The sequence below is a fragment of the Paraburkholderia fynbosensis genome, assembly GCF_902859935.1.
Classification (GTDB): Bacteria; Pseudomonadota; Gammaproteobacteria; order Burkholderiales; family Burkholderiaceae; genus Paraburkholderia; species Paraburkholderia fynbosensis.
On record NZ_CADIKI010000029.1, the window covers coordinates 63,194 to 83,253 of the forward strand.

Consider the following 20,060-nt stretch of genomic DNA (forward strand, 5'->3'; position numbering starts at 1 on the left):
TCTCATGCGAAGCCCAGCGATTCGCTCGTCTGACATTGTCGTTCTGCTGGTCGCCGGCATCTTCCGGTTCTGGTGTTGTTGGGCTACTTCGGTCTCGATGGTTCTCACGCTTCCGACCTCGGGTCACAAGGGGAGCAACGAATGTTCCACGGAAAGGATGCGCGCGTCGCGGCGGCCACCGCGAAGTGTAACTGTCTCCCGAGCCCTCGTGCACATGGCCTGGCAGCGCGCTATCACCATGCCCGACGGGCTCGGAAATCGCACATTAGAGACGGTGCGCAACGCACGGGCCCGACTTTGCGGTCGTCGGTATCGGCGCGCCAGCAGGCGGGGCCGCGGCGCTTCCGCGTTTTTTTGAGTCAATGCCGCCGCCGGGCATCGCGTTCGTCGTGATACTGCATCTGCCACCCGACCCTGGCAGTCACGCCCACGACGTCATCCAGAATGTCACTGGACAGAACGGAGTTCTGGATACGCCGAGATCGTTGCGTCAGCACGTGGAGGGATGCGGTCGTGATTCGACCCGCGAAGCTATTTCCGAATATGCTGCGCGCGCCGGCCGTCGCGGAATGGCGGTTGCTCAGAATACTACTGATTGCGCCCGCGGTCGCTTCTGTCAGCAGCCACCGCGAGCCGCGAACCGTCCAAACAAAGATCCCCTTCGGCGCTTCGATGAACAAGGGGGTAGCCTGGCGCATGGGACAAACACACGACAACCGCTGGACCGACGACCTGCTGCGGCGAATCGAGGAGGGACAGGTCGATCCGTCTTTCGTCGTCACGCATACGTGCCGCTGTCGGAGGGTCCCGGTATGTACAAGACGTTCCGCGACAAGGAAGACGGTTGTATCAAGGTGGTGCTCAAGCCCTGAGCCGAATGTATTCACCGCAGCCCGGAAGTCCATCAATGCAGGAAGTGGGACGCCGGACTGCTCGTCATGTGAGGTGCTGTCATGGATTCTCGTTTCGAATCGGATCAGCAAGACGGTCGTGGTCCCAAGGGATCAACGCCGAGGCCGGAGGCCGTCGCGCGCGGCCTTGGATGGCTCAGCATTGCGCTCGGTCTCGCAGAACTCGTCGCGCCGCGCGCCATGGTTCGCGTCGCGGGCGTGAAAAGCAGCGCGGGCGCCATGCGAGTGTATGGACTACGGGAACTGGCGTGCGGCGTCGGTATTCTTGCCTCGCGTAATCCGAAGCCGTTTCTGTGGGCACGCGTGGGCGGCGATGCGCTGGACCTCGGGACACTCGCGATAGCGGCAAACAGGCCGAGCGCGAGCGACCGGCAACGCGCCACGCGAGCCGCGCTCAGCGTAGCGTGCATGACGGCCTTCGACGCTTACGCGGCGGCCGCAATGAACGCTACGACGGTCGCTGGCAATCGCGCGTCACCGACTCTGGATTACAGCAATCGCACCGGCTTCACGCGATCGCCGGACGAAATGCGCGGCGCGGCGCGTTCGGACTTCGAGATTCCCCGTGACATGCGCACGCCTGAAGCACTCGCGCCGTTCACCCGTGACGCGACCGCCGACGCGAAGAAGGAACGCCGGCGTGCGGGCAGCGTGAGCGTGCACCTCTGAGCGGCGTTTTCGGCCCGGTCATGGGCGCACGCGAGTGAACCGCATGGTCTCGCGGCGGGGCCGCTCTGCACTGTGCGCCGCGCATTGGCCGCTTTGCTATAGCGGCCTGAACGTGGCCCGCGGTCCCACTCACGCCGAGAGATCGCTTTTTTCCGGTGGGATGTCCGTTGGCTCCGCCCGGTTCAAGATCGGGACCGTCGTGGTCGTGTTCGGGGGTGTAGGTCTTCGCCTCGGCTTCGCGTAGCGTTTCATCCGGAGGCGCCGTTACCTCGCCGCGGTTACCAGGTTTCCCGGTTTTCTGGGACTCGGCCAATTGGATAATCTCCCGGTTTCTTTCTGCGCACGTAGTTGCGCAAGACTTTTCTGCATGCACGAACGCTGGCTATCGCACGCCAGCGCGCGGGCGAAAGAGCCGCTCGCCGCCGCATGCCGCTGCGGCGAGCAGTGTCGACGCGTTAGCGCGCGCGTTGACGGTCGAACGGGGGCCGCGCCTCAGACAATCGGCCGCTCACCGGAGCCAGGATCCGCACCTGTGACCGCGTCTGTATTGCGGTCCGATGCGGTACGCGAAGCCGTTGCGCTGCAGCACTTCGACGTCAGCAGCCGCGACACGAGGCCAGTCTATCTCCGCCATCCACCACGGGTTGCGGGGACTCGACGTGCTCCCATTCGGATCCTTCATTCCACGGGCGCCGGGAGAGTCTTCGCCGGACGACACGTTGTAGTAAGTATTTGCAAATCGAGGATGCCTGGCAACTTACTTGGGGAGAAGTTTGGGTGGATCGTGTGTAGCGCATTTTCAAACGACTTCTGGCGCGCGATCTCGCGGGTCATCAGAAAGCGGAGCGCTTCGTTGATGCCTGGATCGCCCGTGATGTTGAGCAGTCGCACATACACTATCTTGGCGCGCGCTTCGGCGGCGATTTTCGAGCGCAGGTCCGTTGTCGGTTCGCTGATGGTGTCGCAGGCATAGCCGTTGCGGCTCATGGTGCTCTCGATCACTTTCACAGGAGTTTCAAATGGCACAGCGCAAAACCGTCGAAGACTTGTTTGTACACCTGCTGTCCGACATTTACAGCGCGGAGAAGCAATTGACCAAAGCTCTGGCCAAGCTGTCGCGCGCCGCTTCCGATCCGCAACTGAGCGATGCATTCAAAACCCACCTCGAAGAAACGCAGGGACAGGTAGAGCGGATCGACAGGGTGGTCGAAACGTCCGATATCCGTTTGAAGAGAATGAAATGTGTGGCGATGGAAGGGTTAATCGAAGAAGGTCAGGAACTGATCGACGAAATCGAAAAGGGCCCCGTGCTTGACGCCGGTCTGGTCGCCGCGGCGCAGAAGGTCGAGCACTACGAGATTGCTGCCTACGGCAGTCTGTGCGCGCTCGGCAAGCAACTTGGCTTCGCAGAAGGAGTGAAGTTACTTAAAGAAACGCTTGAGGAAGAAAAAGCAACTGACCTGAAGCTGACGGAATTCGCCGAAAGGGCCGGGAATGAAAAAGCGATGCAGGAGAAGGGTACAAAGGAGAAGGCCGGGCGGACATAGTGCGGCTGAATCGTCGCCGGGGCGATGGCGGCATGGCGGCACCGCTGTGACGCTTTCCCCCGATGGAGTAACTGCCAACGAAGGCCGACGGCGCACGTCGGGAGGCGCCTGCCCGAGGCTAGATCGCGGCGTTTTCCTTTCCACGGGCGTCGCTCTCACGTCGCGCGGCGGCGCCTCGGAGACGGCGCATGCCACCGGTGACGAAGGACTCGCAGGCGCGGTCTGACAGTTATCATGTTCGACCCGCTTTACGAGCTTAGACTTTTGCGGTGCAGCACGAGCGAGGGAGTGCCCGGAAAGAACCCGGCTCAGCACAACGTGCGGCCCGGAAGTGCGCAATGCGGCGGGGCCACGTCGATAGGTCACTGGGCATGAGTGAAACAACGGCGGAACGGAAGCCCCGCGCCGGCATCGATGGGCCAAATGCCGCGCTCGCCTCCAATATGTTCGCCCGGACGTACGTCGGTCACACGGCGCTAGACGTAGCTGACGTCACGAAAGCGGAATGACGACTGCGGATTGCTGGCGAGCACAAATGCGAAGGGGACCTCATCATGGAGTTCGAGCATCGACGCTGTATCGTTCATTTGACGGCTGGAATTGAGAACAACGCAATTGTCGGTCACGCACGAATTGAACTTCCGCGTAGAGCGGTTAGCACGACCAGTGGCGAAGATGTGCATGACATGGAGTTTCACCGAGATTTCATCGACGAAAACGAGGCGATATGGTTTGCAAGGGAGGGGGCCATTGCCTGGATTGATGAGCATGTTGAGAGTGGAGATCCGGACTGACCAACGCCGTTCCTGTGGCGTGCCGCAACGCCTCAGAGACCTGCCACCGCGAAGGTTGCGTGGAGCGCACCGGCCGCCGTCATATCGCGGCTGGAGCATCATCGTAAATTGGACTCGCGCGACATGGGCCAAAAGGAGTGAGCAGATGGCACGGCCAAAACTGGTCTTCGCGAAGTCGTCGATTCGAGCCACTGTCGCGCCGTGTGTAAATGCGAGTGACTACCGGATTTACGCAACCTATAGGCGAACCGGTAGCGGCGAATTTATGGGCGAACTGAAGGTGGTTAGGACACTGGACGGCCGGCTACTCTTTCCTTTTGACGGAGCGCCGCCGATAGGTCCGTTTCAGGTTCCGTCCGAAGCACGGGATGCGGCGAAGTCTAAAGGCGAAGAAATAGTCGCGGCGGATCTCGCCAACCCGGAACATTGACGCGGGAGCGAATGCGCCGGCGAGACAGTGACCGTGATGGTCCATCAGTTCGGGTGGAACTGCGCTTGCGCACCGACTGTGCTATCCGTGAACGAACGGGGCTCTCAATGATCCTCAGCAATGTTTCCGATCTGAGTGGGCCGCCCGGAATCGCCCCGGCAAGACCGTTGACGCAAATCGATGGCCCGATAAACCCATTAATAATGGATTGTCGAACTCAATGGAGGATGTGGGCGATGTCGACCGACCGGATGCACGCGGCCAAGGTAAGGCCTCAGCCCCTGACCGCCAAATGCTTTCATTGACGAGCGTTGCGGCGCAACGCTCGTCAATGCCGTCACCTGAGAAGGATACAAGGCGACAAGGTCCAGTTCGAACGGTGGTCTAAGTTGCATATTCATTGATGTACAGAAAGCGCTGAAAGCGCCGGGCGCCGGCGAGTCACGCAAATCCGGTGCGCTGGAGCCGCCGACGCACGCACCGGTCCCGAAGCTCAAGGTTCGGTCTGGCACTCGGCAGGATAGGGTTTCGCCGTCATCCATTCGGTGCGCGGCAGCGATGAACGACGTGTAGGTCGCCACCGTCGTTTCTTCGCACAGAGCCACTCATTGCGGCTTGGGCGTCGCGCGGTTTTTCTTCGTGATGCCAACTGTCGTCTGGACGAGTGCCGCGACTGCCATTAGAGTCTCATGACCCATTCGAAGAGGGTCCGGGGAACATCTCATATTACGTTTTCACTACCGATCATCGCAGGAAGCGGATCGCGCAATAGCCCGCGCAAGCCCCAAGACTGGGTGGCCCTGGAAGCAGGGCGGCATGATTCTTACACGTAGCGTTGCAGTTTTTTCACGCTGCAGTTCGCAGTCGTGCAGCGGATTTTATAGCCGATGCGAACAAACGTCGAAGCGTCGAGGCGTAAAGGGCATTTAAAAAACTGACCCTCTCCTGAAATTTCCCAGCGTCGGCAGTGGCGTTCCCACATGCCTCGATTCCGCGCGATCGACGTTCCAGCTTGCAATGGAACGCGTGTGGCTTTTCGATTAGCGCCGCTCGACGTGCTCCGCATCGCGCCTGCTCGCCTACGCCCCACGGTGGTCCGATCGCAGATCGCGACATGCACGCGCAAACCGGTCGCCTGGAGGAGCGGGCATCGTCAACAAGCAGTGTCGCGGCGAGCGGACCTGAAGTGGCTGCGCCGGCAACTGCGGTGAGCGACCGTCCAGTCGGGCCGAGCCAGTAAGGCGTACATCTCTCGGCAAGACGCCAGCCGCAACGTGGCCCGTGGACTGGATGTGGTGCGGGCATACGCGGTAGATCGATGTAGACGGGGCGCCTTGTGGCATCGATACCGCCTGCCCGGACGGTTCAGCGCGAGGCATCGACCCGCGGGCGTGGCTGTTCGGGAATGGTCATTGCACACCTCGAAGTGACGTTTCAACCGCTACTAGCGAGGTGCGACCATGCAGACCGATCCCACCGTCGATCCCGTTGCCGATCCGGCGAACGAGCCATTAGACGAGCCCGATACGCAGCCTCGTCCGCTGCCGGGTAGTCCACCGGATTATGGTCCGCTCGCTCCGGGCTCCTCGCCCGAGGACGAGGAGCAGCTCGGTGAATCTGAGGCAACGCGGCCCGAGCAACAGAAGTAATCGAGAAGGCGAACCTGTTACGGGTAAGGACATATATGTGTCCGGGCTCGCTCAATAAACAGCCTGCCGGCGTCTGCGTGACTGCGGCAGGCAATGCGTGATACCGAACAACAGTATCGAGCCGACCAGAAAAGTGGCGACTGGAAACGTGCCCGCTGTGTTCACGGCAATTTCGCCCGGCCGTTCGCCTAGCAATTGAAGGCGGCGGCGCGTCATGCGCGCGCCCAAAGAGCGGAGATCGCTTTTGAGAGCACGCTCGGCGGCTGGCAGCAGCACCGTTTCTTCGTCTGCCACGTGATGCATGACCTCCCGCATCAGTTGCTGGAAGAGCCCGTCATAAGCGGCATTCTCGGGCCCGATCGTGCGCAGCTTGTCGATCGTCGCCCGCATTTCATCGTGCTCTGGCCGGCTTTTATTGAGCGTAGCGTCGTCGGTCAGTACTGAACCCAACGCGGGGTAGAAGATCTCCTCCTCCAGTCGCGCGTGGATTTCAAGGGCTATGCAAGTCGAATTGACGATCGCGCGCTTACGCCACCACGGACTATCGACGTTATAGCGATGAAACGCCGCGAGCGCATGCATGTGGTCCAGCCGGATCATCGAAGTGATCGTCGGGGAGATCGAGGAAGTGTTGTCAGGCATTACCATTCTCCGATTGGCCCGCGCAGTCACGAGGCCGGAAGTTGCGGGCGTCACGGCCTCGCCGAATGAATTTCCAGGCGGCCGCTCGTGCTGTAGCCAGATGTCGGATTTCTCCAGGAGCGCGTCGCTGCCGCGGGTTTCTCGCGGCCGCGATTTGGAATTAAAGACCCAGTCGAGCAACCCATCGTATGCTCCTTCGCGACTTGGCAGGCAGCCAAAGTTGAGCAAAGCGCGGGCCTGGCCAGACGACGAACCGCTATTCCGATCGCTAGGTTGGTGACGCCAGCTCGATGCGGCGCACTGACTTTCGCATCAGAGATTTGCTTGTGATCCCTGCATGTAACCGGAGCCGTTATTCCGAAAGGGTGCGATGGCACTGTGCCACGGGTGCAATCGTCGCAGCAATCGATGCGACGAACTGGAAAAGATCCGGCACTGGCCTGCTCGGCATGAGCGTCGCTGCGGGAGATGCAACGCGAATCCGTGGATGTCGCGCGGCACTGCCTACCCAATTAAATGGCCAGTGGGGAAATGCGAAAGATCCCCGTAATTGCGCTCGTGTGCACCTGCTTTGCCCTGGTTCCGATCGCAGGGAGCGCCCAAACGCAGGCCGCATCCACCACGGCCGCCAATCCACTGCCGCAGGTGGACAAAGACTTCGTCCAGGCCGCCAGCATGTCTTCGTCGACCGAGATCGACGCGGCCAAGCTCGCGACCAACAACTCCAGCGACAAGGACGTGAAATCATTCGCCCACCACATGATGTTGGACCACACCAAGCTGACGGCGCAGCTGAAAATGGCAGCGCCGCACGGCGTCGAAGTGCTCAAGGACATTCGGATCCCGAAGTGCTGGATGCGCTGAAGCCGCTCAAAGGCAAGAAGTTCGATCAGGCATGCATCAAGAAGGTCGGGCTAGAAGGGCATAAGAAGACGATTGCAGCTTTCGAAAATGAGATCGCCGACGGGCGAACGCCGATCTGAAGAAGGCGGCGCAGAAGGGGCTGCCTACTATTCAGGAGCATTACAAGCGGGCGCAGGATCTTGCCTCAAAAAGGGTGTCGCGGAGTAGCGGTGACAGGAGGGCGGCCGTGTCGATTGTGAGCGATGCGCTCGTGCTGTGGAACGCCTTCGAGGCCGCACATTACAAGGCGACGCGGCGTTGTCAGGTTGCCGTGGCGGTCGCGTAAGACGCTAGCCGTCAACCCGGATCAGCGCGCCATCGCTGCGCGGATGATGTTCACCGACGGCCACTACGACCCGTTCCGCCCCAATCGCTGCGAATTCTTTGAATGACGTTGGAATCAACTGAACCGCCGCCCGTCTCCGACGCGTTCCCTTGTGTATTCATCTAGACGACTTGCTAGCGTCACTGCGCCGTCATGTTGCATTCTTAGAATCCATACGACGCTGCAGTTCTCGCGCGTCATAGTGAGGACATCATGGATGCAATCCACATCGAACGTCTATGCAAGACGTTCAACAATGGTCGAAAGGCGCTCGACTCCGTCGACCTCAATGTAGGCGAGGGCGAAATGGTCGCACTGATCGGCGCATCCGGTTCGGGCAAGTCCACGCTACTGCGGCACATTGCTGGATTCACCGCGTCGGACCCGGCGCCTTCGCATGTGACGCTGCTTGGGAGGCCCATTCAGCAGAATGGCAAGGTGGCACGCGAAGTCCGCAGCATTCGTCGCGACGTCGCATTTGTATTCCAGCAATTCAATCTAGTTGGGCGTCTCACGGTCCGTACAAATGTGTTGATCGGCGCGTTGTCGCGTGTGCCATTGTGGCGGCGCTTGATCGGCCGGTTTCCACGCGCCGAACAGGAACTTGCGGCGGCCTCGCTCTCGGCCATGGGTATTGCCGACCATATCAATGAGCGCGCCAGCACGCTATCGGGCGGCCAGCAGCAGCGCGCTGCGCTTGCTCGGGCGCTGGTCCAGCGGGCACGCATTGTCCTCGCCGATGAACCGATCGCATCGCTTGATCCCGAATCTTCACGGCGCGTGATGGGACTGCTCCAGTCGCTGAATGAAGATCACGGCCTGACGGTGGTCGTGTCGCTCCATCAGATCGACATTGCGATGAAGTACTGTGCTAGAACGGTCGCGCTGCGTAACGGTTGCGTAGTGTACGACGGCCCTTCCGCGAGCCTGACACCGGCGTTGTTGCGCGAGCTCTATGGTGCGGCGGCCGAAGAATTACTGACCGATACCACTATCGACAGCGATACCGATGCCGACACAGGCCCGGCCCAGCACACCCGGGTTCGCCAGGTCGAACGTGCGGCAGCGCACGTCGAAGCCGCATCGACTCGAGCAGCGGCATTCGCGTCGGTCGCAAGCTCGTGATCAGACAACGTTTTGTTTTCTTCTAAACCTGGACCCACTCGATGAAATCAGCCCGTTTCCTTCTGGCCGCCGCGGTGTGCGCTGCGTGTCTCGTATCGCAGGCAGCGCTTGCCGAAACGATCAACTTCGGCATTATCTCGACCGATAATTCCGCCGCGCTCAAACAGCGCTGGCAACCGCTGATCGACGACCTCAACAAGCAGACCGGCCTCGAGGTGAAGCCGTTCTTCGCGACGGACTATGCCGGCATTATCGAAGGCATGCGTTTCAATAAGGTTCAGATCGGCTACTTCGGTAATGCATCGGCCATTGAAGCAGTGGATCGTGGTAACGGCGAAGTGTTTGCGAAAGTGAAGTACAAAAGCGGTGAGGCGGGGTACTACTCGCTGCTGATCACGAACGTGAACAGCAAGTGGAAAACCGTTGATCAGGTACTGAAAAATACCCACGACATCAACCTCGGTTTCGGCGATCCGAACTCGACCTCCGGCACGCTCGTACCGTCGTATTACCTGTTCGCCAAAAACGGTATCTCGGTGCGCAACGACTTCAAGAGCGTGCTGCCGTCGAGCCATGAAGCGAACATGCTGGCCGTCGTGAACAATCGCGTCGATGTTGCGACCAACAACACCGACATGGTGGAAACATTGCGGCAACAGCATCCCGAGTTGCTGCAGCGCGTGCGCATATTGTGGAAGTCGCCGCTGATTGCGTCGGATCCGATGGTATGGCGCCGTGACTTGCCGCAAGCCACGAAGGACAAGCTGCGCAATTTCTTCGATCATTACGCGCAGACCGACCCGCGCGAGAAAGCGATCATGGAAGGCATCACGGGCTTGTCGGGCTTCACCGATTCCACCGACGCGCAGCTGATTCCTATCCGTCAAATGGCCCTGTTCCAGAAGAAGGAGCAGATTCAGAATGACGCCCATCTGTCCGACGAAGACAGGAAAGCGCAGATCGCCGCGCTCGACCAGAAACTGGCGCAACTGGATAAGGTGGCGGCAAAGTGAAGCACACCGTCGACGCTTATTCGTTCGACGGCGCCGGGGCGCGCCCGCAAGCCATCAAGCCCGGGCCACATGTACCGAAACGCAGCTGGTTGTCGATGCTCGGCTGGACCGCGATCCTGGCCGTCCTCGGGCTGTCGTGGCACAGCGCCGACATGCGTCCGCTCGACCTGTTCGCCGATCCCGGCAACATGGTGCAGTTCGGCAAGGACTTTTTCCCGCCGGATTTTCACGACTGGCGTACCTACGTTCACGAGATGATCGTGACGCTTGCGGTAGCGGTGTGGGGCACGGCGTTGTCGCTGGTTTTCGCGGTGCCGTGCGGGTTGCTATCGGCTTATAACATTGCGCCGGTGTGGGTCGTCCAGCCCGTGCGACGCTTGATGGACGCCTGCCGCGCGATCAACGAGATGGTCTTCGCGATGCTGTTTATCGTGGCGGTCGGGCTCGGCCCATTCGCGGGCGTGCTCGCGCTTTGGGTGCATACCACGGGTGTGCTTGCCAAGCTCTTTGCGGAAGCCGTTGAAGCAATCGACGCGCGTCCCGCCGAGGGCGTGCGCGCCACCGGAGCAAGCAGTCTGGACGAGGTGCTTTACGGCGTGCTGCCGCAGGTTTTGCCGTTATGGATATCGTTCGCGTTGTACCGGTTCGAATCGAACGTGCGCTCGGCGATGGTCGTTGGCATGGTGGGCGCCGGAGGTATTGGTGTGGTGCTGTACGAGGCAATTCGCTCGTTCAACTATGCACAGACCGCAGCCGTATTGCTCATGGTCATCGTGATCGTGAGTCTGATCGATCTTGGCTCGGCGTGGCTGCGGGAGCGCGTAATCTGAGGTTCCTGGTTAGGAAAGTATCGGCCGGTGCCAACCTGGAACCGGCCGATATTTTTAGAGAGCCAGTTTCAGCGGCTGATTGATCGCAGCCAGGAGTTGTTCTCCGGCATCGGCCAGCAGGCCCGAGTTATCAATAGTTGTGATCTGCGCCTCGTGCGGCAACACGAGCGCCGGACGCCGCGCAAGACGCGCCTCCATCTGCTGCGAATCTTCGCGGCCCCGCCGTTCCAGACGCGCGGCAAGTACAGCTGGGTTTGCGTGGATGTGGACGAACTGCGTGTGCGGATAACGTTCAAGCGCAGCAGGCGCGTGTTCACGCGAGCCGTTCACGATTACCATCAAGCCACGCGCGAGCCACGCGTCGATCTCCACGCCGATCCCATAGTGCAGTCCGTGGCTCTGCCAGTGCATCGAGAACACGCCGCTTGCGAGGCGCGCGGCGAATTCATCGTGCGTGAGTGCAACGTGATTCTCGCCCTCCGAAACAGGCCGCGTGATGTATCGATGCGCAAACATCACCTGCGACCCGATGCGCTCGCGCACGAAGCCGAGCAGCGAATCCTTGCCTGCGCCCGACGGTCCCATCACGTAGATCAATCTGCCCCAATCGGCGCTCATGCGCTTTCTCCTGCATCGCCGAAAGAAAGGCGCTGCGAGAGAGAGAAGGGCGCGCCCCGGTTCTCCTGAACGAAAAGCGCTGCGCCATGAAAAGGCAGCGGACCGAGTGTTTCGCTACGTGCTCGCCAGAGCGTCCTGATTGCAGCGCGCAACGGCGCCGAATCGATGGAGTCGGAAAGCGTCATATGGAAACGGAATTCGTCGAGCACATAGGGATAGCCCCATTCGTGCAGCAACGCTAGTTGCCGGGCGTTCAGACCCGACGCCAGCCGCCGCTGCGTGTCTTCATGCGATGGGCGGGCGCGTAGCGAGGCAAGGGCGTGCAAGGCGCTTGCTGCGATGTCGCGGATGACTTCGTCGTGCTCGGGTTGCGCGGCTCGAAGTGCGACGAAACGGTCCATTTCCGCTGCCTGCATCGGGACATTGAATGACGAAATTTTCTTCGCCCATGCTTTCGCAGCGGCGACGACTTCGTCCCGCGTGCCACCCTCGGCGATGTGGAACGGTGGTACAAGCGTGCCGTGCCATCCGTATCGGCGCGGTGCCACGGTCAACGACGCAACGGGCTGCGCGAGCGCGGGAACACGAGGCGGCTCCATGGACTGGCCGGATTCAGCATCCCGGCCAAGCCATTCGCTGCCCGCCTGCCACCATGCGGACGCGGAGGGCGGTGCGTAGTAAAGCGCGATGCGCGCGTCGTTCGTCCACGCGCTCATACGCCGTCCTCGACCAGCAGTTGCACGCGGTCCGCCGCGAAATGAGTGATGCCGTATTTGATCGGCACGCCGGCTTCATCCACGTCGACGCTTTCGACCCACATGACAGGCTGCTGGCGATTGATCTGTAAACGTCGCGCGACCTCGGAGCTCGGCAAAACGCAGCCTATACGGCTCCACTTGCGCGTGTAATCGGTCACGCCGAATTCGGCTAGCGCCTCGCTTACACCTGGCTTGCCCGCCAGCACCGCCGGGAAATCGGCGAAACGCATGGCGGGATACCAGCTCCGAGCATAGGTCAGCGGTACGTCCTCGGAGTCATGGCGCGTCTCGACCTCGTAGACAAGCGTGCCCGCACGAATTCCGAGCGCCTTGGCGGCGACCGGATCGGCCTTGATCTTCGCGCTCGACAACACCACGCCCGCCGATGACTGATTGTGGCGGCGCAGGTTTTCTGTGAACCGCGTGCGCCGTCCAATCTGATAATCGATCGCGCCAGGCTGCACGAACGTGCCCCGTCCTTGCTCTACGCTGACCAGTCCCGTCGCTGCAAGGCGCAGCATCGCGCGGCGCACGGTGTGGCGGTTGACGTCGAAGCGCCGTGCGAGTTCTGCTTCGCTCGGCAGCCGGCCTTCTTCGCCAAAGCTCTTCGCCGTGATCTCCGCCGAAAGGATCTGCTCGATCTGGCGCCACACGGCTACGCCGGCGCCGCGCTCTACTGCAAGCGTCGGTGTCGCCGTTTCGTTGGATGTCATGGTGGTGTCATTCCTGTCGGTTTGAATATCGTCACTGACATTGTAGTACCCCGCCGATGATGGAAATGTGAAAGCGGCACACACGAAACTACGTTGCATCCACATCGGTAGACGTCTAGACGATTAGACGACAGTTCAAGCAAGACATGAGTTTTACGGCACCATCAAAGACACGAGGTTGACGATGAGCATTTCTACGCGGCCGTCCGAATCGACACGGCCAGCCACCCGGCGCGAATGGCTCGCGATCCTGGCGCGTACGCCGCACGCCTGCATGAAGGAAGCAATGGACGGGGCGCTTGGAGCAGACAGTCCGCCGCAATTCGACTGGCTGCGTGCGCCGGACATTGGCCTCGCGATGGTGCGTGGGCGCGTCGGCGGCACGGGCGACGCATTCAATCTCGGCGAAGCGACCGTCACGCGCGCAACGCTGCGCGTGCGCTCCGATGACGGGCGCGCAACGGTCGGCATGGCGGTTCATATGGGACGCGACAAGGAGCGGGCAACGCTTGCCGCGTTGGCAGACGCGCTGCTGCAAATGCCGGCGTTCGAAGCGCGCATGCAGCAGCACGTGATTGCACCGCTGGCTGCGCGCATTGCCGAAACCCGTCGGCGAAAGCAGGCGCGCGCGGCGGCTACGAAAGTCGAATTCTTCACGATGGTGAGAGGTGACTGATGCAAAGCAATAATCCATCGACAGGCGCACGGGACGCGAGCGCGGGCATCGACCTGTCGACGCTCATGCCCGGTTTCGCCGATACCATCCACGACTCGCAGGGCGTATTTCGCTCGCTTCTGGACGCGTTGTCCCGGCCAGGCAAGATTGTCTCCATTGACGCAGCCGTGCCGAACCTGACAAACCGGCAGCAGGAAATACATGTGCCGCTCGCGGCTTACGCCGCACTGCTCTCGCTCGCCGACTATTCGACGCCGGTGCTGCTGCAGCATGAACATCGTTCATTGAGCGACGCGCTGCGATTCCATACCGGTGCGCCCGTGACGCGTAATTGTTCGGAAGCGGTATTCGCGTACCTCGACGATGCCTTTTCCATGCCATCGATCGGAGAATTTTCGCTCGGTGAGCCAGAGACGCCGGAGACAGCCGCGATGTTGTTCATCCGCGTGAACTCGCTGACAAGCGGTGCGCCGACGACCTGGCGCGGTCCTGGGATCCGTGAGTCGGAGACCGTTTGCGTGGAAGGCGTGCCGGCCTCGTTCTGGGGCAAGCGCGCCCAGCTCGCGAGCGATTTCCCATGCGGCGTCGATTGCTACTTCGTGCATGGCGGGTCGGTGGTCGGCCTGCCTCGCACAACACGTGTGGAGGTGATCTGATGTACGTCGCAGTCAAAGGTGGTGAACGGGCGATCGAACGTTCATGGGACCTGCTTGCGGAAAAACGCCGTGGCGATCAGGGATTGCCCGAGCTCAGCGTGAGCCAGATCCGCGAGCAGCTCAGGCTTGCGGTCGCGCGTGTGATGACTGAGGGATCGGTCTACGACGAAGAACTCGCCTCCCTCGCCATCAAGCAGGCGGCGGGCGATCTGGTCGAAGCGATCTTTTTGCTGCGCGCTTACCGGACGACCCTGCCGCGATTCGGCTATACGCTCGCAATCGATACAGAAAAGATGTGCGTAGAGCGGCGGATCTCGGCGGCATTCAAGGACATCCCCGGTGGCCAGATGCTGGGTGGAACCTACGATTACACACAGCGTCTTCTGGATTTCAAACTGCTTGCGGAAGGCGCAGCGTCCGATAGCTCGAAGAACATCGCTCACCTAGCGAAGCAGGATCCCATGCCGCGCGTGCTTGCCATGCTCGACAAGGAAGGCCTGATCGAACAGGAAAGGGCACATGCGGATACGCCGGAACCCGGCGATATCACGCGCGAACCGCTGACCTTTCCCGCCGATCGCACGGTTCGTTTGCAGAACCTCGCACGCGCGGACGAAGGTTTCCTGCTTGCGATGGGCTACGCAACGCAGCGCGGCTATTCGCACACGCATCCGTTCGCGGGCGAGATTCGCAACGGCGAAGTCGCGGTCGAAATGGACATAGAAGAGTTGGGATTCCCGATCGAGATCGGCGACATGGAAGTCACCGAATGCCAGATGATCAATCAGTTCGCCGGCAGCGGCGACGTGCCGCCGACTTTCACGCAAGGTTATGGACTCGCGTTCGGACACTCGGAGCGCAAGGCGATGGCGATGGCGCTCGTCGACCGCTCACTGCGCGCGCCGGATCTGGGCGAAACCGTTGCGTCGCCGACGCAGGACGCCGAGTTCGTTCTTTCCCACAGCGATAACGTGGAAGCATCGGGCTTCGTGCAGCACCTGAAATTACCGCACTACGTGGACTTCCAGTCGGAGCTGGAGTTGCTGCGGCGGCTTCGCGAGGGCCGGGAGAAAGAACAGCTGGAGAACGCAGCATGAACGCGCGTACGCAGGAAAGCGCCATTGCGCGAGGCTACAACTTCGCTTACCTCGACGAACAAACGAAGCGTATGATCCGTCGTGCATTGCTGAAGGCCGTTGCAATTCCGGGTCATCAGGTGCCGTTCGCATCGCGCGAAATGCCGTTGCCTTATGGTTGGGGAACGGGCGGATTGCAGGTGACGTCGGCGATCATCGGGCGCAGCGATACGCTGAAGGTGATCGACCAGGGGTCCGATGAAACGACCAACGCGGTCAACATCCGGCGTTTTTTCGCGCGCACGGCCGGCATTGCAACGACCACCCGAACGGTGGACGCATCGATCATTCAGACGCGTCACCGGATTCCGGAAACGCCGTTGACGGATGCGCAGATCATCGTGTATCAGGTACCCATGCCTGAGCCGCTATACCGGCTTGAACCGCGCGTGACCGAGTGCCGCAAGCTTCATTCGCTGGCCGACTACGGCCTAATCAACGTGAAGTACTACGAGGACATCGTGCAGCACGGCAGCATCGCGACGACCTACGATTACCCCGTGCTGGTGAACGACCGCTATCTGTCGTCGCCTTCGCCCATCCCGAAGTTCGATAACCCCAAGATGCATATGAACCCCGCGTTGCAGCTTTTCGGCGCTGGCCGCGAGCGGCGCATCTACGCCATTCCGCCTTACACAAAAGTCAGAAGCCTTGATTTCGAGGATCATCCGTTTCGCATCCAGCACTGGGAACACGAGTGCGCGTTGTGCGGGTCGCGTGAAAGTTTCCTGGACGAGATGATTATGGATGACGAAGGCAAACGCGTTTTCGTCTGTTCGGACAGTGACTACTGCCAGGAACACCGCGGCGCGAATGATCGGGAGGACATATGAATTTTCCGGCGCCAGTGCTGCCGTTGCTCAGCGCGCGAGGACTCACCAAACGTTATAACGGACGCGGCGGATGCACCGATGTAGACATCGATATCTATCCGGGAGAGGTGTTGTGCATTGTCGGGGAATCCGGTTCGGGGAAATCGACGTTACTGAACGCGCTCGCGCTGCGCACGCCCTCCGACGACGGTGCGCTGACGTATCGTACGGCTGAACATGAAGTGCTGGACCTGATCACGCTGCCGATGCCGCGGAGGCGCGTGCTTGCTCGTACCGACTGGGGCTTCGTGCATCAGAATGCCCGCGATGGCTTGCGGCTTGGAGTGTCTGCGGGCGCGAATATCGGCGAACCTTTGATGGCCAACGGCGCGCGTCATTACGGCAAGCTTCGCAATATCGCATCCGACTGGATGAGCCAAGTTGAACTGGACGCTGCGCGGATCGATGAGTTGCCATCCGCGTTCTCAGGCGGCATGCAGCAGCGGCTGCAAATCGCGCGCAATCTCGTAACGAACCCACGCCTCATTTTCATGGATGAACCAACGGCCGGGCTCGATGTATCTGTGCAGGCGCGCTTGCTGGATCTGTTGCGCACATTGACGGGAAGATTGCACCTCGCCGCGCTGATCATCACGCACGACATTGGCGTGGCGCGTTTGCTCGCACATCGCCTGATGGTGATGAAGGATGGCCGCGTGGTCGAAAGCGGACTGACCGATCAGGTGCTGGACGACCCGCAACATCCTTATACGCAGACGCTGGTTGCGTCCGTGCTGCCCGTTTGAGAGCCTTGAGATGAATGCCAATAGCTTCAATGAACTTGCCGAAGCCGCTGTTTTTGCCGACCGAAAAAAGCTGATGCTGCGCGCACGCGACGTTGAAAAAACCTTCACGTTGCATCAACAGGGCGGGGTGAGCATCGCGGCGCTCGGCGGTGTATCGCTCGATGTGGAGCGCGGGGAATGCGTGGTGTTGTCGGGACCCTCGGGGGTCGGCAAAAGCACTTTGCTACGCTGCATGTATGGCAATTATTTGCTGACACGCGGCGTGGTTACGATTCGCGATGAGAGCAGCGCTTCCGGGTTTCTATCTCTATCGGACGCGCAGCCGCACGACGTGATCCGCCTGCGCCGCACGACCGTGGGTTACGTCAGCCAGTTTCTGCGCGCCATTCCGCGAGTTTCATCGATCGATCTCGTCAGTGAACCGCTCGTGTCGCGTGGCATGGATGAAGATGAAGCGCGCGAACGCGCCGGTGCCTTGCTGGAGCGCCTGAACGTGGCGCGTCGATTGTGGGCGCTCGCACCGGCCACGTTCTCGGGTGGTGAGCAACAACGTATCAACATCGCCCGTGGGCTGATCGCGGGACAGCCTCTTTTGCTGCTCGACGAACCGACCGCATCGCTCGATGCCGAGAACCGGCAAGTGGTCGCCGATCTCATCGTCGAAGCGCGCGAGCGTGGCACGGCGATCATCGGTATTTTCCACGACGACGACACGCGTGAACGCGTCGCCACTCGGTTGATTCAACTCAACGCTGCTGCCGGGCAGGCGGCCACGACCACTAAGAACTTGCAAACATGCTGATCAAGAACGCACGGATCGTCACTCGCGACGAAGAGTTTACAGGCGTTGTACGCGTCGCCAATGGACGCATTGCTGAAGTCGCGCCGGGTACGACTTCAGCCAGCGATGCAGCAGACTGGGGCGGCGATTACCTGTTGCCAGGTCTCGTGGAACTGCACACGGATAACATCGAAAAACATATCGCACCGCGCCCAGGCGTGCTGTGGAATTCCGAGGCAGCAATCGTGGTGCATGACGCGCAAGTGGCAAGCGCGGGCATTACGACTGTGTTCGATGCGTTGGGCATTGGCTCGCGCAGCGGCGTGGGCGTACGCGGCAAGGACCTCCAGACCAGCAACGCGCGCGCCATTGAACGCCTCGCGGCGCAGGGCGTGCTGCGCGTCGATCACTTCCTGCATCTACGCTGTGAGATCGCGGCCGCCGACGTCCTGGAAGTTTTCGATGGCCTGGTTTCACACCGTCTGCTGCGGCTCGTTTCGGTGATGGACCATACGCCGGGCCAACGTCAATGGCATGACCCGGTGCAATGGCGCAAGTACCAGGAACGTCATGGCAAATGGACCGATCAGCAGGCGGACACCATGCTGAACGAACTGACCAACGATCAGCAGCGTTACGCGCGGCTTCATCGAGCGGAGATTGTCGCGCGCTGCAAAGCGCGTGGCCTGCCGCTCGCAAGTCACGACGATACATCGGTCGAACATGTTCTCGAAGCAGCGGAAAACGGCATTGCGCTGGCTGAATTCCCGACCACGCTCGTTGCGGCGCAAGCTGCGCGCGAACGCGGCATCTCGACGATCATGGGCGCACCCAACATCGTGCGCGGCGGATCGCACTCGGGCAATGTCTCCGCGTTGGAGATGGCGAAGTCGGGGCTGCTCGACATTCTGTCGTCGGACTACGTACCGTCGAGCTTGCTGACGGCCGCGTTCGAGCTGGTCGACAAAGCCGGCTGGTCGCTGCCGCAAGCAATGCGCACGGTGTCATCAACGCCGGCCAATGCGGCGCGCTTGACGGATCGTGGCGCCATCGCGGTTGGGTTGAGAGCCGACTTTGTACGAGTCGCAATGCCGGATCGGCTGCCCATTCCGCGTGCCACCTTTCTGGAAGGAAACCGCGTCGCGTAATCAAGCAGAAGCAGTTTACGGAGGGCGGTTCTTGACTTGCATCTTAGGCACGCACCCGTGCACGTATTCGATGCGCCGAAGTCATCCTACTGGATATCGATGGTTGAATTCCTGAAGGACTACTACCCTGATCTGCTTGGCGAACACGACTTCAAGTTCAACTACTCGCAGGAAGCGCGGCGGCTACCGCAGATCCTCGAAGGCGAACACGTGTTGTTCCGGCGGGTCTGGTACAACCGCCACTGGAACCTTCGCCACGAGCTTGAGACTGGCAAACATCATGTCGTCGCGGAGAAGGACTACAGCCGGAACCCGTATCGGGCGGACCAGACGCTCGATACCGTATGGGAGGGCGCACTCGCTGCCGCGAAGAGGACCGAAGACGAGGTCGGCATCGAGAACCTCGGCCCGTGGGACGACTTCGAGTGGGGAATGATCAACGGCAAGCTCTCGTCGTTGCGATGGATTCTCGGAGACGTAGGGACATGCTGGACACGTAGGTGTCTCAATCAAGCGTCGAAGAAGCGCACCAGCTTCGCGCGTTCGAGTTCGTCGTTCGTGAAGGTCGTGCGTAGCGATCGTGTCGACACGCCAATGTAGCGGACGTCCTCGATCGCTCGACGCAGTTGCGGGATCTGGCCGGTGTCATTGCATGGTCGGAGTGCCTTGCGTACGCTCGGATTGACCGCGAACACGCCGAAGGTCTCGTTGGCCTCACCAGCGTCGACGATCTCCTGATTGACATGCCGCGGTCCACGACGGCGACTTCGGGTGTGACGTCGCTCAGGATTGCAACCTGTTCCAGTGCCTCGACGAGTGTGTGGCCGTCGTGCGGGTTGCCTGGCATCGAGCGTGCAGGCCGCTCATGCGCGTGAGTCAAGCACGAAGCGATTGCCTGCAGAAAACGCTAATCTTGAATCTCCTTGGACTCGCTTCGAATCCGGCAGCGGGCTCGATTAAGACCCGCTTATATGTGTGCTCCACAGTCCGCTTGGAACGTCCGCTCACCTTCTGATTGTGTTGAAAAAGTCTTGTTTTGGCTCGAAGCGCTGAAGTCCGCGGCACGTTTTCGAGTTGTGGTGATCGGCGAAGCGGCAAACTTGAACGAGGCAACGATC

At 60.7% G+C, this 20,060-nt stretch carries 20 protein-coding genes and 3 pseudogenes; 18 read left to right on the top strand and 5 right to left on the bottom strand.

The genetic code is table 11. The features are described from left to right. Nucleotides 1-651 precede the first annotated feature (651 nt). Nucleotides 652-872 (top strand): annotated as a pseudogene (locus HV770_RS33915) (glutathione-dependent formaldehyde dehydrogenase); the annotation flags it as partial. 81 nt (nucleotides 873-953) lie between these two features. Beyond that, nucleotides 954-1,580: a hypothetical protein gene (locus HV770_RS33920; protein WP_175165837.1), complete on the top strand. Its 627-nt coding sequence runs from the start codon at nucleotides 954-956 to the stop codon at nucleotides 1,578-1,580. A 492-nt stretch (nucleotides 1,581-2,072) separates the two neighbouring features. Here the strand turns inward: HV770_RS33920 and HV770_RS33925 are convergent. Continuing rightward, a pseudogene (locus tag HV770_RS33925) lies at nucleotides 2,073-2,543 on the bottom strand (manganese catalase family protein); the annotation flags it as partial. A gap of 56 nt (nucleotides 2,544-2,599) precedes the next feature. On the opposite strand from HV770_RS33925, the gene HV770_RS33930 reads away from it, so the two are divergent. From HV770_RS33930 to HV770_RS33945, 4 genes are all read left to right on the top strand, one after another. Then, on the top strand, nucleotides 2,600-3,127 hold the full coding sequence (locus HV770_RS33930; RefSeq protein ID WP_175165838.1) for a YciE/YciF ferroxidase family protein: 528 nt from the start codon (nucleotides 2,600-2,602) through the stop codon (nucleotides 3,125-3,127). Nucleotides 3,128-3,681: 554 nt separating this feature from the next. Beyond that, a complete protein-coding gene (locus HV770_RS33935; RefSeq protein WP_175165839.1) occupies nucleotides 3,682-3,921 on the top strand; it encodes a hypothetical protein in 240 nt (79 codons plus the stop codon). 145 nt (nucleotides 3,922-4,066) lie between these two features. Next, the gene (locus tag HV770_RS33940; protein WP_175165840.1) at nucleotides 4,067-4,351 is read left to right on the top strand and encodes a DUF6723 family protein; all 285 of its coding nucleotides are present in this window, start codon (nucleotides 4,067-4,069) and stop codon (nucleotides 4,349-4,351) included. 1,460 nt (nucleotides 4,352-5,811) lie between these two features. After that, nucleotides 5,812-6,000 carry a hypothetical protein gene (locus HV770_RS33945; protein ID WP_175165841.1) on the top strand — a complete coding sequence of 63 codons (189 nt, stop codon included), beginning with the start codon at nucleotides 5,812-5,814 and terminating at the stop codon, nucleotides 5,998-6,000. 51 nt (nucleotides 6,001-6,051) lie between these two features. Here HV770_RS33945 and HV770_RS33950 read toward each other — a convergent pair whose 3' ends face one another. Next, nucleotides 6,052-6,642: a hemerythrin domain-containing protein gene (locus HV770_RS33950; RefSeq protein ID WP_175165857.1), complete on the bottom strand. Its 591-nt coding sequence runs from the start codon at nucleotides 6,640-6,642 to the stop codon at nucleotides 6,052-6,054. 531 nt (nucleotides 6,643-7,173) lie between these two features. Between HV770_RS33950 and HV770_RS33955 the strand changes: the two are divergent. From HV770_RS33955 to phnE, 4 genes and pseudogenes are all read left to right on the top strand, one after another. Next, nucleotides 7,174-7,699 (top strand): annotated as a pseudogene (locus HV770_RS33955) (DUF4142 domain-containing protein); the annotation flags it as partial. Nucleotides 7,700-8,083: 384 nt separating this feature from the next. After that, nucleotides 8,084-8,995: a phosphonate ABC transporter ATP-binding protein gene (gene phnC / locus HV770_RS33960; RefSeq protein ID WP_175165842.1), complete on the top strand. Its 912-nt coding sequence runs from the start codon at nucleotides 8,084-8,086 to the stop codon at nucleotides 8,993-8,995. A gap of 41 nt (nucleotides 8,996-9,036) precedes the next feature. Further along, nucleotides 9,037-10,008, top strand: a complete 972-nt coding sequence (gene phnD, locus HV770_RS33965; RefSeq protein WP_175165843.1) for a phosphonate ABC transporter substrate-binding protein — start codon at nucleotides 9,037-9,039, stop codon at nucleotides 10,006-10,008. Nucleotides 10,009-10,103: 95 nt separating this feature from the next. Beyond that, nucleotides 10,104-10,838, top strand: coding sequence for a phosphonate ABC transporter, permease protein PhnE (phnE, locus tag HV770_RS33970; RefSeq protein WP_175165858.1), 735 nt, complete (start codon nucleotides 10,104-10,106; stop codon nucleotides 10,836-10,838). A 54-nt stretch (nucleotides 10,839-10,892) separates the two neighbouring features. Here phnE and phnN read toward each other — a convergent pair whose 3' ends face one another. The 3 genes from phnN to phnF are packed head-to-tail and all read right to left on the bottom strand — an operon-like array spanning nucleotide 10,893 to nucleotide 12,927. Then, the gene (gene phnN, locus HV770_RS33975) at nucleotides 10,893-11,456 is read right to left on the bottom strand and encodes a phosphonate metabolism protein/1,5-bisphosphokinase (PRPP-forming) PhnN (RefSeq protein WP_175165844.1); all 564 of its coding nucleotides are present in this window, start codon (nucleotides 11,454-11,456) and stop codon (nucleotides 10,893-10,895) included. Beyond that, nucleotides 11,453-12,172 carry a DUF1045 domain-containing protein gene (locus HV770_RS33980; protein ID WP_175165845.1) on the bottom strand — a complete coding sequence of 240 codons (720 nt, stop codon included), beginning with the start codon at nucleotides 12,170-12,172 and terminating at the stop codon, nucleotides 11,453-11,455. Before HV770_RS33980 ends, phnN begins: the two co-directional genes overlap by 4 nt. After that, nucleotides 12,169-12,927, bottom strand: coding sequence for a phosphonate metabolism transcriptional regulator PhnF (gene phnF, locus HV770_RS33985; protein WP_175165859.1), 759 nt, complete (start codon nucleotides 12,925-12,927; stop codon nucleotides 12,169-12,171). Before phnF ends, HV770_RS33980 begins: the two co-directional genes overlap by 4 nt. A gap of 184 nt (nucleotides 12,928-13,111) precedes the next feature. On the opposite strand from phnF, the gene phnG reads away from it, so the two are divergent. The 8 genes from phnG (at nucleotide 13,112) to HV770_RS34025 (ending at nucleotide 19,542) form a co-directional block, all read left to right on the top strand. Next, complete coding sequence (phnG, locus tag HV770_RS33990) at nucleotides 13,112-13,603, top strand: phosphonate C-P lyase system protein PhnG (RefSeq protein WP_175165846.1); 492 nt, start codon at nucleotides 13,112-13,114, stop codon at nucleotides 13,601-13,603. Next, nucleotides 13,603-14,259, top strand: coding sequence for a phosphonate C-P lyase system protein PhnH (gene phnH / locus HV770_RS33995; RefSeq protein WP_175165847.1), 657 nt, complete (start codon nucleotides 13,603-13,605; stop codon nucleotides 14,257-14,259). The genes phnG and phnH overlap by 1 nt, the downstream gene beginning before the upstream one ends. Continuing rightward, nucleotides 14,259-15,356 carry a carbon-phosphorus lyase complex subunit gene (locus tag HV770_RS34000; protein WP_175165848.1) on the top strand — a complete coding sequence of 366 codons (1,098 nt, stop codon included), beginning with the start codon at nucleotides 14,259-14,261 and terminating at the stop codon, nucleotides 15,354-15,356. Before phnH ends, HV770_RS34000 begins: the two co-directional genes overlap by 1 nt. Further along, nucleotides 15,353-16,228, top strand: coding sequence for an alpha-D-ribose 1-methylphosphonate 5-phosphate C-P-lyase PhnJ (locus HV770_RS34005; protein ID WP_175165849.1), 876 nt, complete (start codon nucleotides 15,353-15,355; stop codon nucleotides 16,226-16,228). The genes HV770_RS34000 and HV770_RS34005 overlap by 4 nt, the downstream gene beginning before the upstream one ends. Nucleotides 16,229-16,242: 14 nt before the next feature. After that, nucleotides 16,243-17,013 carry a phosphonate C-P lyase system protein PhnK gene (phnK, locus tag HV770_RS34010; protein WP_175165860.1) on the top strand — a complete coding sequence of 257 codons (771 nt, stop codon included), beginning with the start codon at nucleotides 16,243-16,245 and terminating at the stop codon, nucleotides 17,011-17,013. 10 nt (nucleotides 17,014-17,023) lie between these two features. After that, nucleotides 17,024-17,815 carry a phosphonate C-P lyase system protein PhnL gene (gene phnL / locus HV770_RS34015; RefSeq protein WP_175165850.1) on the top strand — a complete coding sequence of 264 codons (792 nt, stop codon included), beginning with the start codon at nucleotides 17,024-17,026 and terminating at the stop codon, nucleotides 17,813-17,815. Then, nucleotides 17,809-18,942 (top strand): alpha-D-ribose 1-methylphosphonate 5-triphosphate diphosphatase, encoded by a 1,134-nt coding sequence (locus HV770_RS34020; protein WP_175165851.1) that lies wholly within the window; start codon nucleotides 17,809-17,811, stop codon nucleotides 18,940-18,942. The genes phnL and HV770_RS34020 overlap by 7 nt, the downstream gene beginning before the upstream one ends. A gap of 99 nt (nucleotides 18,943-19,041) precedes the next feature. Then, nucleotides 19,042-19,542, top strand: a complete 501-nt coding sequence (locus HV770_RS34025; protein ID WP_246291456.1) for a hypothetical protein — start codon at nucleotides 19,042-19,044, stop codon at nucleotides 19,540-19,542. Nucleotides 19,543-20,060 lie beyond the last annotated feature (518 nt).

Excerpts from the sequence above, each read along its gene's own strand:
- HV770_RS33920 (WP_175165837.1), top strand. The coding sequence starts at position 954 with ATGGATTCTCGTTTCGAATCGGATCAGCAAGACGGTCGTGGTCCCAAG.
- HV770_RS33930 (WP_175165838.1), top strand. The coding sequence starts at position 2,600 with ATGGCACAGCGCAAAACCGTCGAAGACTTGTTTGTACACCTGCTGTCC.
- HV770_RS33935 (WP_175165839.1), top strand. The coding sequence starts at position 3,682 with ATGGAGTTCGAGCATCGACGCTGTATCGTTCATTTGACGGCTGGAATT.
- HV770_RS33940 (WP_175165840.1), top strand. The coding sequence starts at position 4,067 with ATGGCACGGCCAAAACTGGTCTTCGCGAAGTCGTCGATTCGAGCCACT.
- HV770_RS33945 (WP_175165841.1), top strand. The coding sequence starts at position 5,812 with ATGCAGACCGATCCCACCGTCGATCCCGTTGCCGATCCGGCGAACGAG.
- HV770_RS33950 (WP_175165857.1), bottom strand. The coding sequence starts at position 6,642 with ATGCCTGACAACACTTCCTCGATCTCCCCGACGATCACTTCGATGATC.
- phnC (WP_175165842.1), top strand. The coding sequence starts at position 8,084 with ATGGATGCAATCCACATCGAACGTCTATGCAAGACGTTCAACAATGGT.
- phnD (WP_175165843.1), top strand. The coding sequence starts at position 9,037 with ATGAAATCAGCCCGTTTCCTTCTGGCCGCCGCGGTGTGCGCTGCGTGT.
- phnE (WP_175165858.1), top strand. The coding sequence starts at position 10,104 with ATGCTCGGCTGGACCGCGATCCTGGCCGTCCTCGGGCTGTCGTGGCAC.
- phnN (WP_175165844.1), bottom strand. The coding sequence starts at position 11,456 with ATGAGCGCCGATTGGGGCAGATTGATCTACGTGATGGGACCGTCGGGC.
- HV770_RS33980 (WP_175165845.1), bottom strand. The coding sequence starts at position 12,172 with ATGAGCGCGTGGACGAACGACGCGCGCATCGCGCTTTACTACGCACCG.
- phnF (WP_175165859.1), bottom strand. The coding sequence starts at position 12,927 with ATGACATCCAACGAAACGGCGACACCGACGCTTGCAGTAGAGCGCGGC.
- phnG (WP_175165846.1), top strand. The coding sequence starts at position 13,112 with ATGAGCATTTCTACGCGGCCGTCCGAATCGACACGGCCAGCCACCCGG.
- phnH (WP_175165847.1), top strand. The coding sequence starts at position 13,603 with ATGCAAAGCAATAATCCATCGACAGGCGCACGGGACGCGAGCGCGGGC.
- HV770_RS34000 (WP_175165848.1), top strand. The coding sequence starts at position 14,259 with ATGTACGTCGCAGTCAAAGGTGGTGAACGGGCGATCGAACGTTCATGG.
- HV770_RS34005 (WP_175165849.1), top strand. The coding sequence starts at position 15,353 with ATGAACGCGCGTACGCAGGAAAGCGCCATTGCGCGAGGCTACAACTTC.
- phnL (WP_175165850.1), top strand. The coding sequence starts at position 17,024 with ATGAATGCCAATAGCTTCAATGAACTTGCCGAAGCCGCTGTTTTTGCC.
- HV770_RS34020 (WP_175165851.1), top strand. The coding sequence starts at position 17,809 with ATGCTGATCAAGAACGCACGGATCGTCACTCGCGACGAAGAGTTTACA.
- HV770_RS34025 (WP_246291456.1), top strand. The coding sequence starts at position 19,042 with ATGGTTGAATTCCTGAAGGACTACTACCCTGATCTGCTTGGCGAACAC.